We start from the raw sequence: 15954 nt of genomic DNA on the forward strand, positions 1-15954 counted from the left end.
ACCAAAAACTGGCCGTCTCCCGACCGTAAGAACCCGTTCGACGCGATGAACAGACCAGTCTCGCGAGACCCGAACGTCACCCGACCGCAAAAGCCCCAATTCCCGAGTTTTGACACGGCCTGGACCCTTTGCAGATGCCCCGTCGCATTCCTGAACTCCGCTCACAAGCCCTTGCCGATGTTTGGGGCTAATCCTCAACGATCGGCAGCGCTACCCTGTGCGGTATCAGCAGGGATATTCAATAATGGACCTCACGCATTACCGCACGCTCGGCCGCTCCGGCCTTGCGGTCAGTCCGCTCGCGCTCGGCACCATGACCTTCGGCACCGCGCGCTGGGGGCTGGACGAGACCGGCAGCCGCGCCGTGTTCGACGCCTACCTTGAGCAGGGCGGCAACTTCGTGGACACGGCCGATGTGTATGCGGGCGGTCAGGGTGAGGCGATGCTCGGCCGCTTCATCGGCGAGCGCGGCCTGCGCGACCTGATCGTCCTCGCGACAAAGTCGGGCTTCGCCACGGGCAAGGGGCCGCACGAAGGCGGCAACGGTGCCAAGCATGTCCATACGGCGCTGGACGGCTCGCTGCGCCGCCTGCGGACGGACTATGTCGATCTCTACTGGGTGCACGTCTGGGACGGGATCACGCCGGCCGAGGAGTTGCTCGAGACCATGGCCGGTCTCGTGCGCGCCGGGAAGGTCCGGTACTGGGGTCTCTCGAACACGCCCGCGTGGTACGTCGCCAAGCTCGCGACACTGGCCGCCCTGCGCGGCCTGCCGGGGCCGATCGCGTTGCAGTACTTCTACGCGCTGGTGAACCGGGAGGTGGAGGACGAGCACGTCCCGCTCGCCGCCGAGTTCGGCATGGGTGTGGTGCCGTGGTCACCGCTCGCCTACGGGCTTCTGAGCGGCAAGTACGACCGCGCGACGGTGGAGGCTGCCGGTCCCCGTGCCGGCGGCCTGCCGAAAGACGCGGCGAAGTCAGGCGAGGCGCGCCCCGCCAACGACAAGCGACTCGACGGGGCCAACCCGTTCGGCGACAGCCTGTTCACCCCGCGCAACTGGGACATCGTCGAGGGGGTGCGACGGGTGGCGGAGGCGGTCGGGCAATCGCCGGCGCGCGTCGCGCTCGCTTGGGTCGTCGGGCGATCCGGTGTGGCCTCCACGCTGATGGGGGTAAGTCGGCCGGCGCAGGTGGCCGACAACATCGCCGCGCTGGATCTCGTACTCTCCCCGGAGCATCGCGCCGCGCTGGATGCAGTCAGCGCACCGGCAGAACCACGCCTGATCTACGGCTTGTCGCGGCCGCCGTTGCGCCAGGCCGTCGTGTTCGGCGGTGCGCAGGTTCGGGTCACGGGGGAGATGCCCTGAGGGAAGTCCTTACTCGCTCATTGAAGACGCCCGCGCCCTGGCCGAGCCATCGCCGCGCGCCGCTACCGGGGCTGATTAACCCGTCGACGTGGTGCAACGGTCTGATCGCCTGGGTCGACGTTGGAAGATACATTGTCGGCCAGACCGCCGATTTGACCCACGTGAGTAAGGCCGTTGTCATCGTCCGCGGGCCGGGAGCGCCCCGCTTCACGACGGCCCTCGCCCGCAGCGCCCCGAGAACGCAACCGATGCCGAATCCCTCCGAGTGGACCCTGCGTGCAGCCGCCGAGGGCCTCGTCTCGCTGGTAGCGGCCTGCAACCGACTTCGTCTGCCGGGGACGCAGCACCCCTTCGTCGTTGGCGTACATACACCGATGCGCGAGGAGGTAACACTGCGGGATCTGCCAGTGACCGGGAAGATCCCGGAGGGGCTCGACGGGCGCTACCTCAAGATGGGCGCCAACCCCGCCCGCCCGACGACGCGCGGCCACGACTGGTTCCTGGGCGACGGCATGGTGCACGGTCTCTGCATCGAGGACGGCAAGGCCCTGTGGTACCGCAACCGCTGGATCGGCTCGCGCGCGGCCTCCGCGGCGCTCGGCCGACCCGCCGCCCCAGGGCCGCGACGGGGCGATGACACCGTCAACACCAATGTCGTCGAGATCGGCGGTCGTACCTTCGCGGTGGTCGAGGCCGGCAGCTACCCCGTCGCGCTGTCGGAGGACCTGGAAACGCAGCGCTACGACCCGTTCGATGGCACACTCACCGGCGCCTTCACCGGGCACCCACACCGCGACCCGGAGACCGGGGAGACGCATGCCGTCGCCTACGACGGCCGCGTCTGGGACAGCGTCCGCCACGTCGTCCTCTCACCCGCGGGCCGGGTCGTGCGCGCCGTGCCGATCCCGGTCGAGCACGGACCCTGCATCCACGACTGTGCGATGACGGCGCGTTTCGCGGTCGTGCTGGACCTGCCTCTCACCTTCTCGATGCGGGCGCTGCTCGCCGGCCACCGCTTCCCGTTTCGATGGAACCTCACCCACCAAGCCCGCGTCGGCCTGCTCCCCCGGCACGGCACGGCCGCCGACATTGTGTGGTGTGCGGTCGAGCCGTGTTTCGTCTTCCACGTCGCCAACGCCTTCGACGACGCGGACGGGCGGGTGGTTCTCGACGTCGTCGCTTACGAAACGGTGTTCACCAGGCCCGGCGGCGGCCTCGACGCGCCCGGCCGATTGGAGCGCTGGACCGCAGACCTCGCGACGGGGCGGGTCGACCGGCGGGTGATCGACCCCGCGGCGCAGGAGTTCCCACGGATCGACGAGCGACGCTTCGGGAGGCCGCACCGCTACGTCTACTCGGTCTCGATCCCCGCCGACGGCAACACGCAACTCGTCGGCGCGACGCAGATTTACAAGCACGACTTAGCAAGGGGGGAGCGGCGCGTGCACGAATTCGGCGCCGACCGCGTCCCGGGAGAATTCGTGTTCGTGCCGGCGGGGCCGGAGGCCGGCGAGGACGAGGGCTGGCTCGTCGGGCTCGTCATCGACACCGCGCGCGACACCACGGACTTCACCGTGCTCGACGCGCGGACCTTCGAGGCGCCGCCTGTCGCCACGGTTCATCTCCAGCACCGGATCCCGCCGGGCTTCCACGGGAACTGGTTTCCGGGGAACAGGGCCGGGTGACGATCGCCGGGTGATGCAGATACCGGCGCACGGTCACGTGCCACAGAATGTGCGGTAGCCCGCCCCGCCGCCCTTGGGCGCCTCGGCGTAGCGGGCGTAGTCCGGCTGGTCGTCGTAGGCCCGAGACAGCACCGCCGACAGCTCCTCAAACGGGCCGAAGTCGCCGCGCTCGACCGCCGCCGAGATCATCGCCTCGACGCGGTGGTTGCGTGGAATGAAGGCCGGGTTGACCGCGCGCATCGCCGCCGCCGTCGCCACGGGGTTCCGTCCCCCCTCGGCCAACCGCTCCCGCCAGCGCACGGCCCAGGCGTCGTACGCGGTCGGGTCGACGAAGAGGTCGCGCACCCCGGCGTCTGCTTCCGGTCGCTCGGCCGCATCGCACAGGCGGCGGAAGGTCAGAGTGAAGTCCGCCCGGTTGTCCGCCATGCGCGCCAGCAGGTCCTCCGCGAGCGCGGTGTCGCCGTCCCGATCTCCGGACAGCCCGAGCTTGCGCGCGAGACCGCCGTGATAGGCCGCCTCGAAGCGCGGCCTGAACCCGGCGAGCGCCGTCTCGGCCGCCTCGACCGCCGCCACCTCGTCATCGGCCAATAGGGGCACTAAGGTCTCGGCAAGACGGGTCAGGTTCCACAGGGCGATCCCCGGCTGCTGGTCGTAAGCGTAGCGTCCGTGCGCGTCGATCGAGCTGAAGCTGGTGCGCGGGTCGTACGCGTCGAGGAAAGCGCAGGGGCCGTAGTCGATCGTCTCGCCGGCAACCGACATGTTGTCGGTATTCATCACCCCGTGGACGAAGCCGACGAGAAGCCAGGCCGCCACGAGGTCGGCCTGACGGGCGACGACGCCGTCGAGCAGCGCCCGGTAGGGGTGCTCCGCGGAGGATGCTTCGGGATCGTGCCGGGCGAGGGCGTGGTCAGCGAGCGCCCGCACCGCCTCGGTGTCGCCCCGGGCGGCGAAATACTGGAAGGTGCCGACCCGGATGTGGCTGGCCGCCACGCGGGCGAGCACGGCCCCGGGCAGCCGGGTCTCGCGTAGGACGGGCTCGCCGGTGGCGACCGCCGCCAGCGCCCGGGTGGTGGGGATGCCGAGCGCGGCCATGGCCTCACTCACGAGGTACTCGCGCAGCACCGGCCCGAGCGCCGCCCGGCCGTCGCCGCGGCGGGAGAACGCGGTCGGACCCGAGCCCTTGAGCTGGACGTCGCGCCGCCGCCCGTCATGATCGACGACCTCGCCGAGCAGGACGGCACGCCCGTCGCCAAGCTGCGGCACGAAGTTGCCGAACTGGTGCCCGGCATAGGCCGTGGCGATCGGCTCGGCGCCGTCCGGGATTTCGTTTCCCGCGAGCGTTCCCACCCCGGCGGGGCCGGCGAGCCAATCCGGGTCGATGCCGAGGTTAGCCGCCAGGGCGCGGTTCAAGTGGATCAGGCGTGGGGCTGCGACCGGAGTCGGGGCACGGCGGGCGAAGAAGTGGTCCGGCAAGCGGACGTAGCTGTTGTCGAAGGGAATCGCGGTCATGGTCGGGAGCTATGAGCGACCGTGCCGGCGGACAAGCGCATTCCGGGGACTGGCACATATCAGCGCGCGAGACGACAGACTGTGGCGCGGCCGTGTCTTCGCTCAAGGCGATGCTGGCATGGTCCCAGCGACAGTCGTGGGCTTGATCCCGCCGATGACCTCGATCCGCTTCGAGTGGGGCGTTTCGCGGGGCAAACCCGGCTCGACAATTATCGCGAGCACGTCCGAGCAGGCTACTGACCCGACACCGGACCTTTACGCCTACGCGCAGACCAAAGCCGCGACGACGAACTTCGTGTGCTTCCTAGGCAAGCAACTGGCGCAGAAGGGGATTCGGGTGAACGGGGTTGCGCCGGGGCCGATCTGAACGCCGCTCCAGGTATCAGGCGGCGCCTCGATAGAGAAAATCGGAAAGTTCGACGCCCAGACGCGGTTCGGCCGGCTGGGACAGCTGGTGGAACTCGCCGGGATCTAGCTGCAGCTCGCCTCCGCAGAAGGCAGCTACGACACGGCTCAGGTCTACGGTTCGGCGGCCGGCAATGGTTTGCCGTGAGCAGCCCATCAGTTGGGCGGCGTAGCTCGCCCGGCGCGTCTGCTCCCACGTCTACACCAGGAGAACGCCGCGCTCGCCGAGGACGTTGAGTACGCCGCTGCAGCCCGGCATGAGGTCTCCGTCGATCACCGCAATCGTCGGCGTTTCCTCTTCCAGCCAAGCAACCGCGTTTTCGCAGTCGGCAAAGCCCAGAACCTCATAGCCGTCTCGGCTGAGGCGCGCGCAGGCTTGATCGCGCTGGTCGGCGTTGGCCACCAACACGAGCGCGCGTTCGGGAGCCGCTTTTGAGATTATCATGCCGCCTTCCGCGCCTTCCGGCCGGTGGTCTTCGTGGCGCGACCGGTCGACTTGGATGTGGACCGCTTGGCTGGTGCGGCCTTGCCGGTCGCCGCCTTCGCTGGTTTGCTCGTTTTCTCGGAATCGATGCTGCGCTTCAGGGCCTCCATCAGGCTCACGACGTTGCCGGACTTCTGCGGCCGAGACTTTGTCCCGCTGCCCTTCTGACCCTTCGCGGGCTTCGTCGCCTTCCCCTGCACCAGGGCGATGAGCGCGCCTTCGTAGCGATCCTCAAACTTGGTTGGATCGAATTTCTTGGTCGCCCGATCGATCAACTCCTCGGCGAGGGATCTCATCTCGTCGGTCGTATTGCCGTCGGGCATATCCTCGAAATACGCGGTGGGGGACCGGATCTCGTCCTGATAGCGCAGCAACGTCGCGAGCAGGCCTTTGCCGTAGGGCTCCAGCAACACGATGCGCTCGCGCTTGTAGATGACGAGGCGGCCGAGCCCGGCCATGCCCTTCTTCTTCATCGCATCGCGGATGACGGCGAAGGCTTCGCGGGAGATCTTATCCTCGGCGGCGAGATAGTAGGGGCGGTCGAGGTAGCGTTCATCGACCTCGTCGCGCTGGCAGAACGCTTCGATGTTGATCGTGTGCGTGCTCTCGAGCGCGATCTCGTCGAGTTCGTCGGCCTCGACCGGGACCAAGTCATCCTTGGCGACTTCGCAGCCCTTGATCTGGTCCTCGCGGTCGACGGGCTCGTCCGTGACGGAGTCGACGATGAGCTGCTTGATCCGGTTTCCCGTTTCGCGATTGATCGTATGACACTTGAGATGAGACGAGGAGCTCACCGCCGGATACAAGCCGACGGAGCAGGAGACCAAGGACAAACGGAGGTGGCCTTTCCAATTTGCGCGAGCAGCCACCGATTTCTCCAGTTCTTGACGAAGTATTGACGCGATCGACAGGCATACAGCCGAATCGTCGGCGATCTTGCGACTCAACCGGAGTCTCGTTCGACTCGTTCCTTAGGATTCGATGCTGTGGATAACTTGGAGAAAGCCGATCGATGTCCGGCTTGAAGCCATGCTGACGGAACTGCGAATGGGGGCCGCGGTTCTTCCACAACGATGGCCAAGCTCCTCGATTCCTATCGCGCGAAACGCGATTTCGCCGTCTCAGCGGAGCCGAGTGGACGTCGCGGCCGCCGCATCAAGAAGGCGCGCTTCGTCGTCCAGAAGCACGACGCCCGGCGCCTGCACTACGACCTCCGCCTCGAAATCGACGGTGTCCTCAAGAGCTGGGCGGTGACCCGCGGGCCGAGCCTCGTGCCCGGCGACAAGCGTCTTTCCGTCCAAACCGAAGACCACCCGATCGACTATCTCGGCTGGGAGGGAGCGATCCCGAAGGGCCAGTACGGCGGCGGCACAATGATCGTCTGGGATACTGGTCACTGGAAACCGGTCGGCGACCTCGCCGCGGCGCTCGCGAAGGGTCACCTGGAGTTCGATCTGCAGGGCGAGCGCCTGAAGGGCCGCTGGCATCTCGTGCGCATGAAGGGCCGCGGCAGCGACAAGAAGGAGCCCTGGCTCCTGATGAAGGCCGATGACGAGCACGCCCGCGGCGCCGGTGACGGCGACATCCTCGGCGAGCACGACACGTCGGTGCTGTCGGGCCGGACGAACAAGGATCTCGCCGCCACCGGGACGATCAGAGCTGACCACGCCGCGCGTGAACGCGTCGCATCGAAACGGCCTTCGAAGCAGAAGGCGACGACATCAACCCCGGGCCGGAAAGGCATCCTCCCGCCCTTCGTCGAGCCGGCCCTCGCGACGCTGGTCCAGGCTGCACCGAGCGGGAAGGACTGGCTGTTCGAGATCAAGCACGACGGCTACCGGATGCAGGCGCGCATCGATGGTGGCAAGGTCAAGCTGTTGACCCGTTCCGGGCTGGACTGGACCGCGAAGTTCAAGCCGATCGCGCAGGCGCTCAAGGCCCTGAAGCTGCTTTCCGCCCTGATCGACGGCGAGATCGTGGTCGAAACGGCGAGCGGCATCTCGAGCTTCTCGGCGCTCCAACAGGCCTTGACCACCGGGGATATCGGTCAGGCCGTCTTCTACGCCTTCGACCTGCTCTACCTCGATGGACGCGACCTTCGCACCCTGGCTCTTACCGAGCGAAAGGCCTTGCTTCAGCAGGCGGTCGACGATGCCGGCCCGGAGAGCCGCGTCCGGTTCAGCGAGCATCTCGACGCGGATGGCGAGGCCATGGCCCGGCATGCCTGCCGGCTCGGCCTGGAGGGCATCATCGCCAAGAAGGCGAGTGCACCGTACCGATCCGGGCGGAGCGATTACTGGCGCAAGGTGAAGTGCACGTCCTCGCAGGAATTCGTGATCGCCGGCTACATGCCGTCGACCTCCGCGCCGCGCGCGGTCGGTTCGCTCATCCTCGGCGTCTATGACGGCAACGACCTCGTCCATGTCGGGCGGGTCGGGACGGGATTTACGAACGCCGTCTCGCGCGCGCTGTGGAAACAACTTGATCCGTTGCGGGCCGAGGCTGCGCCATTTTGCGAGGCCCTTCCGCCGCTCGCCAGGCGGAATGCCAAGTGGGTCGAGCCGACGCTCGTCTGCGAGGTGACCCTTCGCGGCTGGACTGGCGACGGTCAGGTGCGCCACGCCTCGTTCAAGACGCTACGCCCCGACGTGAACCCGCAGGCGGTGATCCGCGGTGACGCCCCCAGGCCGTCCAGGTCCTGTTCGAAGACCGGCCCGACAAGCGACGTCAGGCTGACTCATCCGGACCGAGTGCTGTGGAACGACGTCGGTCTGACGAAGCAGGGGCTGTTCGAGTTCTATGCGGAGATCGCCGATCACATTCTGCCGCACGTCGTAGACCGCCCGCTCTCGCTGCTGCGCTGCCCCGAGGGCATCGGCTCCTGCTTCTACCAGAAGCGCGGCTGGGCCGGCATGGATGCGAGCCACCTCTACACCGTGAAGGCCGGCTCCGAGAACGTCGTAGTGATCAGGGACCGAGACGGGCTCATGGCCCTGGTTCAGTCGAGCGTCCTCGAGATCCATCCCTGGGGCGCGACTGCGGTCGATCCCGATAAGCCGGATCGGCTCGTGTTCGACCTCGACCCCGGGGACGGCGTCGGCTGGGAGCAACTCGTCACCGGCGCCAACGAGGTCAGGAAGCGCCTTCACGCGCTAGGCTTCGCCGCGTTCGTGAAAACGACCGGCGGCAAGGGTCTGCATGTCGTCGTGCCGATCGAGCCCGAAGCTAGCTGGGCGGAGGCAAGGGCATTCAGCAAGCGTCTGGCGACGGAGATTGCGAAGGATGCCCCCGACCTCTACGTCGCCACGGTGGCCAAATCCGCGCGGCCGGGCCGGATCTTCCTCGACTATCTCCGGAATCAGCGGGGCGCGACGGCCGTTTCCGCCTTCTCGACACGCGCCCGGCCCGGTGCGCCGGTGTCGGTGCCGGTGACCTGGGACGAGTTGCCGTCGCTTGGCTCGGGTGGACGGTTCACCGTCGAGACACTCGCCAGTCGCCTACGCGCTATATGGACTGATCCTTGGACCGAGTTCAGTGATGCCGCACGTCCGTTGAACCGTGCGGGGCGCACCGATCGTCGACGCAGCTGAAGGTTGGATACGGATAAGCTGCCACACTGTGCGCCTACGCATCGTGCACTGCCACTGTCTCGATAGACGCAGCGGAAGTCGCCGGCATGAACGATCGATCCAAGAACGCAGCAGTTCTGCCGTTCCGCCCCCGGGCCGTCTCGGCGGCGGCTGACGAGTCGACCGCCTCGGTGATCGCAGTGCTTCAGGATCAGCTTGCGCTGGCACGGGAAGGCAAGGTGCGCTCTGTGGCGATCGTCTCCGTGTCGACGGATGGAGCGGCGATCGGGACCCAATGGTCGAGTACGGGCTCCGACGTCACCAGCCTGATCGGCAAGCTCGCCGTTCTGTCTCACGACTTGATGGCGGCGCGGAACTGAGACGCTGCCGGCTGAGGCACGTGCATGAAGTGGCGGCCGACGGCTTCAGCTTACGCGATCATTTTTCGCGCCGAGCCGCACGGATCGTTCGATTGCCAGGACGAGGATGGATCGGGCATGGCCACGCCTAAGGGTGGGAGGGGCTGATGGCGATCAAACAGGAAGTGGTGGCGCAGCTTGCCGAGGCATCGGCTCAGCAAGTGCTCGTGCAGACGCTAGCGGTGTTGGTGTTCGGGCAAAGCGGGCTGTCGCCGGAGCGGGTGCGCTCGCTCGGGCAGAGCCTCAGCGAGCAGATGGGCGAGGTTGTCATTCCGGACGCCGACGCGGCCGATGCGGAAGCGATTCGTGAGGCCAATGCGCGGGCTGTCGTCGCGGTGTTCGAGGGTGTCGCGGAGGCGATGCCCAGTGGGGCGTGAGGGGCGATGTTAGGATGGGGGCACGGGGATGAGTCATGTCCGATCCTCCACCGGGGGGTGTCTTACCGGCTGATCTACGTTCTCGGTCAGCGGCGACGATGCTGCTGACGGCCGGCCGGGTCCGCCGCTCACATTAAGTTTCCGTCTCCTGCGGGATCGCAGAAAGTCAGGGCCGGCTCGGCCTCAAATCCGACAGTGACGCCTCGTTGCGCACGACGATGAGGCCCCGGTCGCATCGCAGACGATCTCGCCTCTCTCTTACGGACTTTCCGTCCATTCGAGGCCGTCAACACGTGTCATGCCTTCCGTCATTGACCCCCGTCGTGACGGCGTTCGAGGAACTGTACCTGAAGAGTGCGGTTCCTCGAACGCCGTTCAGGCTGCGCGACGAGGCATACTTTGCACGAAGACAGACGATTTTCGCGACGCAACCTGCTCCAGACGGGCGGAGCGGTCGTCACCGGTGCGGCGCTGAGCATTTCAGGCCCCGCCGCCAGCGCAACGGGCCCCAGCATCCCGGCGGACACGGGCGCGGTTCAGGGCGGCCGCATCCAATTTCCGAACTGGCGGGGCGAGGGCGACACGCCGCCACCACCGCCTCCGGCCCCGATGCCACCAGACAAGCGGGTCGGCTTCGCCATCGTAGGCCTTGGCCGGCTGACGCTCGAAGAGATTCTTCCGGCGTTTGCTGCTGCAAAGTCCGCGCGTGCGGTGGCCCTCGTATCGGGCTCGCCCGAGAAGGCGCGGCTCGTCGCCGCCCAGTACGGCATCGGCGCCGAGGCGATCTACAGCTACGAGGAGTGGGATCGTCTCAAGGCAAATGCGACGGTCCAGGCTGTCTACATTGTCACCCCGAACTCCCTGCACCGTGATCAGGTTATCGCCGCAGCCGGCGCCGGCAAGCACGTACTTTGCGAAAAACCGATGGCGACTTCGTCGGCCGAGGCCCGCGACATGGTCGAGGCCTGCACACGTGCGGGACGTCGGCTGATGATCGCCTATCGCTGTCAATATGAACCCTACAATCGTGAGGTTGCGCGATTGTCGCGATCTGGCGAATTGGGCCGGGTCCGACTGATCCAGGCGTTCAACGGCCAAACCTCGGGTCTGCCAGAGCAATGGCGCTTGAAGCGCGCGCTCTCGGGCGGGGGCGCACTGCCGGATATCGGCCTCTACTGCCTCAACGGTGTGCGGGCGCTGCTCGGCGAGGAGCCGGTTTCGGTGCAGGCTCAGACCTATTCGCCCGAGGGCGAGCGCCGCTTTGCCGAAGTCGAGGAGAGCGTTGTCTTCACCCTGCGCTTTCTTTCCGGCGCCATTGCCCAGTGCACGACGAGCTACGGAGTCTACGAGAGTCGGCGTCTCCAGGTGCATACCGAGAAGAGCGACATCGATCTCGAGAACGCCTTCGCCTATCGAGGGCAGCGGCTGGTGGTTTCGCACCGAGAGGGCAAGCGCGGGCAGCGAGATGAGGTCGTCATCGCACCGAAGAATCAGTTCGCCCTTGAACTCGACCACATGGCCGAGTGCATTCTCAAGGACCGCCGGCCGCGTACGCCCGGTGAGGAGGGTCTGCAGGATCAGATTTTGATGGAGGCGATCTATGAGGCCGCCCGCACGGGGACTGTGGTCCCAGTCGGTCCATTGGCCGGCACAAGCGCTGGATTGGACGCGACGCGCGGGCCGGCTTTGGACGATTCTTGACCTTGCCGATCGGGGTTGCTGCTGCCTTTTTGACGGACGATGGCCTTCCGGACCGAGGCCTTAGCCGCGATGTCCCAGACGTTGAAGTCGGCCAAGTCGGCATGTGCGATCCGCCCGAACCGTCACGAGGGCGGTAGCTGATCCAAGACCGGGTACCGTCCGGTCTTCGCCCCCTTCGGCACACCGGGTCCACAAGCCTCCACTCACCGAAGTAAATCCGTGAACGGCTTCGACGTCACCGGTCGGCCCGTCGCGTCATAGACGTCGACCTGCCACGCCGACCAGTCCAGCTTCCCGCCTCCTCGCATGAGCTTGAGCGCCACCCTCTCGGCATGCATGCGCACGAGCGCCACCGTCGGCAGCCGCTTGCCCCGCAGATCGGCGACCAGGTCATGGCCGTCGGTACAGTGGAAGCGGTAAAGCCGCGTCGGCATTGATGCTTTACTCCGCGCTCCACAGGCGTCCACCGTCACGGTCTCGAACTTGGCCGCCACCGTCGAACCGCGCGTCCGCGATAGGATTGTTCATGTTATGTTCTATTCAGAGCAAGAGCCGCGATGCACGCCCACCCCCATGAACCGCCTGTGGAGATCCGGCTCACAGAAGCCGAGACGATCGCGCTCGCCTACCGGCGGGCCGCGCGCGGCGACACCTGGGCGGCATTGGTCCAAGCCGTCCAAGATGCGCTGACAGATCTCAGTGAGGTTGAGCGCCGGACCGCGCAGCGCGACCGGCTCATCTCGTACGGCTACATCCGCGGTAGCGTGTCCAAGGCGGCAGGCACGGCCGAGTGAGTCCGCTTGCGGTCGACGAACTGATCCTCGGAAGCTCTGACGCGGTTCGGGTGCCCGTGATCGGGCAAGCGCTATGCGCCGGCTTTCCGAGCCCTGCCGACGATTTTATTGAAGGGGCGCTGGAGCTGCCGCGCTGGTTGGTACCGAACCCGCCGGCGACCTTTCTAATGCAGATCCGGGGTGATTCCATGCGCGGTGCCGGCATCCACGACCGCGATCTGGCGTGCATCGACCGCAGCCTGCGGGCCGAGAACGGCAGCGTCGTCGTCGCGGTGGTCGACGGGCAGCTCTCGTGCAAGCGCTACCGGATCGTGGGCAATGGCGCCCGGCTGGACTTCGACAACCCGGACATGCCGGCCTTCGGCGTCGATGAGTACGGCGAGGTGGAGATCTGGGGCGTACTGCGCTTCTCGATCCGTTGGCACTTGGCGCGTGGGCGGCTGTCGTGACCCAGCCGAAACCGCGCCTTGACGACAAGTCGGGCGGCGGGCGTGCCATCGCGCTGATCGACGGCAACAGCTTCTACTGCTCCTGCGAGCGGACGTTCGACCCGAAGCTCGCCGGCCTCCCCGTGATTGTGCTGTCCAACAACGATGGCTGCGCCATCGCCCGCACCGCCGAGGCCAAGGCCCTCGGGATCAAGATGGGCGATCCCTACTTCAAGATCCGCGACCTCTGCCGGGCACAGGGCGTTCGCGTCTTCTCCTCGAACTACACGCTCTACGGCGATATGAGCGCCCGCACCAATGCGGTCTACCGAGGGTTCGCTTCGGCCATCGAGATCTACTCAATCGACGAGAGCTTCCTCGACCTCACCGACGTGCGCCCCGACCGCCGCGTCGAACTCGCTCGAGATCTCCGAGCGACGGTGCGGGCCTGGACCGGCATACCGACCTGTGTCGGCATCGGCCCCACCAAAACGCTGGCCAAGCTCGCCAACCACATCGCGAAGTCGATCGCGCCGCTCGACGGCGTCTGCGACCTGACGGACCCGGACGCTTATGCGCATTGGCTCGGCCGGATCCATGTCGGTGAGGTCTGGGGCATCGGCCGGGCTTCGCTCGCGAAGCTCGAGGCCATGGGCGTCGATACCGTGGCGGACCTGCGTGACCTGGATCCCCGGCCAGTGCGCAAGGCGATGACGGTGGTGGGCGAGCGCATCATCCACGAGCTGCGCGGCGTGTCTTGCCTGCCGCTCGGCCTGATGCCGGCCCAGCGTAAGGGTTGCGCCGTCACCCGCTCATTCGGCAGCCGGGTCGAGGATCGGGCCAGCCTGGAGCAGGCGGTCTCCGCCCATGCGACGCGGCTTGGCGAGAAGCTCCGTCGCGAGGGTCTCGGCACTGACCACGTCACCGTCTTCTTCCATACCTCCGAGCACGACCGTGACCACCCGCAGCGCTCGGTCTCGACGGTGGTGACGCTACCCGAGGCGTCGAACGACAGCCTCGTGCTGATCAAGGCGGCGCTGCACGGCATTGCGAAGACGTGGCGCCCGCAGGGCGATCCGCCCTGGCGCTACAGCAAGGCCGGCGTCATCACCGTGGACCTCGTGCCTCTGGTCGCAAGCCAACGGGCGCTGATCGGCCAACTGGACCGCGAACAGGGTGCCGCCCTGATGGCGGCACTGGACGCCTGCAACGCCCGCTTCGGCCGCGGAGCTGTCGTGCCCGCGCGTGTGGGACTGGAGCGAACCCGCACGGGGTGGTCGACGAAGTTCGAGATGCGGACGCCGCGCTACACGACGCAGATCGGCGAGCTGCCGGTTGCCATTGCCTGACGATCCAGCCTGACCCTCCCCACGTAAAACCTACCCGTCAAAGCATCGGCGTGCCGCCGGTTACCGGTATCAGCGCGCCGCTCATGTAGCTGCCCTCGCGCGACGCCAGCAGCACGTAAGCCGGGGCGAGCTCCGCCGGCTGACCGGCGCGGCCGAGGGCCGTGTCGGAGCCCAAGGTTTCGAGCTGCTCGGGGGATTTCACAATCGGCTGAATTGGTGTCCAGATCGGGCCGGGCGCGACACAGTTCACCCGGATGCCCTTAGGCGCCAGTAGGTTCGACAGGCCAATGGTCAGGCTCGCGATCGCGCCTTTGGTGGCGGCATAGATCAGCATCGTCTTGTCGGCGATCTTGGCCTGCTGGCTCGTGGAATTCACGATTGCCGAACCCGGCTTCATGTGCGGCACCGCGGCCTGGGCGAGGTAGTACATCGCGAAGACGTTCGCCCGGAACGCGCCCTCCAGATCCTCGCTGGTGACGTCGTCGAGACTCTCGTTGACTGTCTGCGCCGCGGCGTTGTTGACGAGGATGTCGAGACCACCGAGTTCCGCGACGGTTCGTTCGACGATAACCCGGCAATGCGACTCACTTCGCAGATCGCCCGGCACCAGCAGCGCCCGCCGTCCGGCTTTCTCGACCCAGTGCCGCGTCTCCTCGGCGTCGGATTGCTCAGCGTCGAGGTAGGAGATCGCGATGTCGGCGCCCTCCCGCGCATAGGCAATGGCCACCGCCCGACCGATGCCGGAATCGCCGCCGGTGATGAGGGCCACGCGCCCGATGAGCAGCCCCTTGCCGACATAGCTCGTCTCGCCGTGGTCAGGCGCCGGCGTCATTTTGGAAGACAGACCGGGCCGCGGCTGCTGCTGGTCGCCCGGGTAGGGGGGCTTCGGCCCGGCTTCGCGCGGATCGGTTGTCATTGGGGTCTCTCATGCAGCATTCGGTAACGTGCCGGCTCGACGATGGTCGCCGCGACAGAATAGTGCCGAGATGTGCAATCTCTACAGCCTGACCAAGGGCCAAGCCGCGATCCGCGACCTTTTCAAGGTCGAGACCGATCGCACCGGCAACCTGCCCTCGCTGCCCGGCATCTTCCCGAACTACGCGGCGCCGATCGTGCACGTGCTCGACGGCAAGCGCGCCCTCTCGATGTACCGTTGGGGCATGCCTTCGCCGAAGTTCGCGTTGAAGGACAAGAAGACTGATCCGGGCGTCACCAACGTCCGCAACACCAAGTCGCCGCACTGGCGGCGCTGGCTCTCACCGGAACACCGCTGCCTCGTACTGCTGACGTCGTTCTCGGAGCACAACAAGGCGGCCGGCGGCGACATCTGGTTCGCGCTCAGTGAAGGCCGGCCCTTGGCCTGTTTCGCAGGGATCAAGCTCGAAGGCTGGACGTCCGTTCGCAAGCTCAAGGACGGCGAGACCACCGACGACCTCTACGCCTTCCTGACGACCGATCCGAACGCGGAGGTCGGCGAGATCCACCCGAAGGCCATGCCGGCGATCCTGACCACGGACGAGGAGCGCGACGCTTGGCTCCGCGCCGATTGGTCCGAAGCCTCAGCGCTTCAACGGCCGCTGCCCGATGGCGCGCTGAATGTCGTGGCGAAGGGCAAGAAGAGCGACGGGGCGTGAAATGGCCGACGCGGCAGTGCCGTTGGCTTTCTGACCTCGGAAACCCTGAGCGACGCCGGCAGGCCGCTGAAGACGATGCCTCGCACATGCTCAAGGCGTACGGTCCCCACATTTATCCCGAGGCGCGAAGCCGAGCGCGACAAGCTCGAACCGACCGCATCGGTGTGCGCGTTCGGCATTGGTCTCAAGTCGCACGAATGATCGAAAGCGGAAGGATGCGAGATCGCCGAGCGA

General features: G+C 66.8%; 15 protein-coding genes and 1 pseudogene. 11 read left to right on the forward strand and 5 right to left on the reverse strand.

What is annotated here, in order from left to right; all coding sequences use genetic code 11:
* The first annotated feature begins 244 nt into the window (after positions 1 to 244).
* On the forward strand, positions 245 to 1366 hold the full coding sequence (locus FV217_RS13105) for an aldo/keto reductase (RefSeq protein ID WP_147817624.1): 1122 nt from the start codon (positions 245 to 247) through the stop codon (positions 1364 to 1366).
* A gap of 248 nt (positions 1367 to 1614) precedes the next feature.
* Positions 1615 to 3051 carry a carotenoid oxygenase family protein gene (locus tag FV217_RS13110; protein ID WP_147817625.1) on the forward strand — a complete coding sequence of 479 codons (1437 nt, stop codon included), beginning with the start codon at positions 1615 to 1617 and terminating at the stop codon, positions 3049 to 3051.
* A 33-nt stretch (positions 3052 to 3084) separates the two neighbouring features.
* Here the strand turns inward: FV217_RS13110 and FV217_RS13115 are convergent, their stop codons facing one another.
* Positions 3085 to 4560, reverse strand: a complete 1476-nt coding sequence (locus tag FV217_RS13115; protein ID WP_147817626.1) for a protein adenylyltransferase SelO — start codon at positions 4558 to 4560, stop codon at positions 3085 to 3087.
* A gap of 193 nt (positions 4561 to 4753) precedes the next feature.
* Between FV217_RS13115 and FV217_RS23435 the strand changes: the two are divergent.
* A pseudogene (locus tag FV217_RS23435) lies at positions 4754 to 5113 on the forward strand (SDR family oxidoreductase); the annotation flags it as partial.
* Positions 5114 to 5164: 51 nt separating this feature from the next.
* On the opposite strand, the gene FV217_RS13125 reads toward FV217_RS23435, so the two are convergent.
* Both FV217_RS13125 and FV217_RS13130 read right to left on the reverse strand, forming a co-directional pair.
* Positions 5165 to 5368, reverse strand: a complete 204-nt coding sequence (locus FV217_RS13125; RefSeq protein ID WP_187272544.1) for a hypothetical protein — start codon at positions 5366 to 5368, stop codon at positions 5165 to 5167.
* 38 nt (positions 5369 to 5406) lie between these two features.
* On the reverse strand, positions 5407 to 6318 hold the full coding sequence (locus tag FV217_RS13130; protein ID WP_147817628.1) for a Ku protein: 912 nt from the start codon (positions 6316 to 6318) through the stop codon (positions 5407 to 5409).
* Positions 6319 to 6522: 204 nt separating this feature from the next.
* On the opposite strand from FV217_RS13130, the gene ligD reads away from it, so the two are divergent.
* From ligD to FV217_RS13150, 4 genes are all read left to right on the forward strand, one after another.
* Complete coding sequence (gene ligD / locus FV217_RS13135; protein WP_147817629.1) at positions 6523 to 9039, forward strand: DNA ligase D; 2517 nt, start codon at positions 6523 to 6525, stop codon at positions 9037 to 9039.
* Positions 9040 to 9125: 86 nt separating this feature from the next.
* Entirely contained in the window at positions 9126 to 9398 is a 273-nt protein-coding gene (locus FV217_RS13140; protein ID WP_147817630.1) for a hypothetical protein, read from the forward strand.
* A gap of 146 nt (positions 9399 to 9544) precedes the next feature.
* The gene (locus FV217_RS13145) at positions 9545 to 9814 is read left to right on the forward strand and encodes a hypothetical protein (RefSeq protein WP_147817631.1); all 270 of its coding nucleotides are present in this window, start codon (positions 9545 to 9547) and stop codon (positions 9812 to 9814) included.
* 399 nt (positions 9815 to 10213) lie between these two features.
* Positions 10214 to 11515, forward strand: a complete 1302-nt coding sequence (locus FV217_RS13150; RefSeq protein WP_147817632.1) for a Gfo/Idh/MocA family oxidoreductase — start codon at positions 10214 to 10216, stop codon at positions 11513 to 11515.
* A gap of 203 nt (positions 11516 to 11718) precedes the next feature.
* Here FV217_RS13150 and FV217_RS13155 read toward each other — a convergent pair whose 3' ends face one another.
* A complete protein-coding gene (locus FV217_RS13155) occupies positions 11719 to 12009 on the reverse strand; it encodes a hypothetical protein (protein ID WP_238231182.1) in 291 nt (96 codons plus the stop codon).
* 63 nt (positions 12010 to 12072) lie between these two features.
* Between FV217_RS13155 and FV217_RS13160 the strand changes: the two genes are divergently transcribed.
* From FV217_RS13160 to FV217_RS13170, 3 genes are read left to right on the forward strand one after another with little or no spacing between them, the layout of a single operon-like run.
* Positions 12073 to 12309 (forward strand): hypothetical protein, encoded by a 237-nt coding sequence (locus tag FV217_RS13160; RefSeq protein ID WP_147817633.1) that lies wholly within the window; start codon positions 12073 to 12075, stop codon positions 12307 to 12309.
* Positions 12306 to 12758 carry a S24 family peptidase gene (locus FV217_RS13165; protein ID WP_147817634.1) on the forward strand — a complete coding sequence of 151 codons (453 nt, stop codon included), beginning with the start codon at positions 12306 to 12308 and terminating at the stop codon, positions 12756 to 12758. Before FV217_RS13160 ends, FV217_RS13165 begins: the two co-directional genes overlap by 4 nt.
* Positions 12755 to 14086 (forward strand): Y-family DNA polymerase, encoded by a 1332-nt coding sequence (locus FV217_RS13170; RefSeq protein WP_147817635.1) that lies wholly within the window; start codon positions 12755 to 12757, stop codon positions 14084 to 14086. The genes FV217_RS13165 and FV217_RS13170 overlap by 4 nt, the downstream gene beginning before the upstream one ends.
* Positions 14087 to 14123: 37 nt before the next feature.
* Here FV217_RS13170 and FV217_RS13175 read toward each other — a convergent pair whose 3' ends face one another.
* Entirely contained in the window at positions 14124 to 15002 is an 879-nt protein-coding gene (locus tag FV217_RS13175; protein ID WP_147817636.1) for an SDR family oxidoreductase, read from the reverse strand.
* 70 nt (positions 15003 to 15072) lie between these two features.
* On the opposite strand from FV217_RS13175, the gene FV217_RS13180 reads away from it, so the two are divergent.
* A complete protein-coding gene (locus tag FV217_RS13180; RefSeq protein WP_147817637.1) occupies positions 15073 to 15720 on the forward strand; it encodes an SOS response-associated peptidase family protein in 648 nt (215 codons plus the stop codon).
* Positions 15721 to 15954: the final 234 nt, after the last annotated feature.

Source organism: Methylobacterium sp. WL9 (assembly GCF_008040035.1).
GTDB lineage: Bacteria > Pseudomonadota > Alphaproteobacteria > Rhizobiales > Beijerinckiaceae > Methylobacterium > Methylobacterium thuringiense.

Excerpts from the sequence above, each read along its gene's own strand:
- FV217_RS13105 (WP_147817624.1), top strand. The coding sequence starts at position 245 with ATGGACCTCACGCATTACCGCACGCTCGGCCGCTCCGGCCTTGCGGTC.
- FV217_RS13110 (WP_147817625.1), top strand. The coding sequence starts at position 1,615 with ATGCCGAATCCCTCCGAGTGGACCCTGCGTGCAGCCGCCGAGGGCCTC.
- FV217_RS13115 (WP_147817626.1), bottom strand. The coding sequence starts at position 4,560 with ATGACCGCGATTCCCTTCGACAACAGCTACGTCCGCTTGCCGGACCAC.
- ligD (WP_147817629.1), top strand. The coding sequence starts at position 6,523 with ATGGCCAAGCTCCTCGATTCCTATCGCGCGAAACGCGATTTCGCCGTC.
- FV217_RS13140 (WP_147817630.1), top strand. The coding sequence starts at position 9,126 with ATGAACGATCGATCCAAGAACGCAGCAGTTCTGCCGTTCCGCCCCCGG.
- FV217_RS13145 (WP_147817631.1), top strand. The coding sequence starts at position 9,545 with ATGGCGATCAAACAGGAAGTGGTGGCGCAGCTTGCCGAGGCATCGGCT.
- FV217_RS13160 (WP_147817633.1), top strand. The coding sequence starts at position 12,073 with ATGCACGCCCACCCCCATGAACCGCCTGTGGAGATCCGGCTCACAGAA.
- FV217_RS13175 (WP_147817636.1), bottom strand. The coding sequence starts at position 15,002 with ATGACAACCGATCCGCGCGAAGCCGGGCCGAAGCCCCCCTACCCGGGC.
- FV217_RS13180 (WP_147817637.1), top strand. The coding sequence starts at position 15,073 with ATGTGCAATCTCTACAGCCTGACCAAGGGCCAAGCCGCGATCCGCGAC.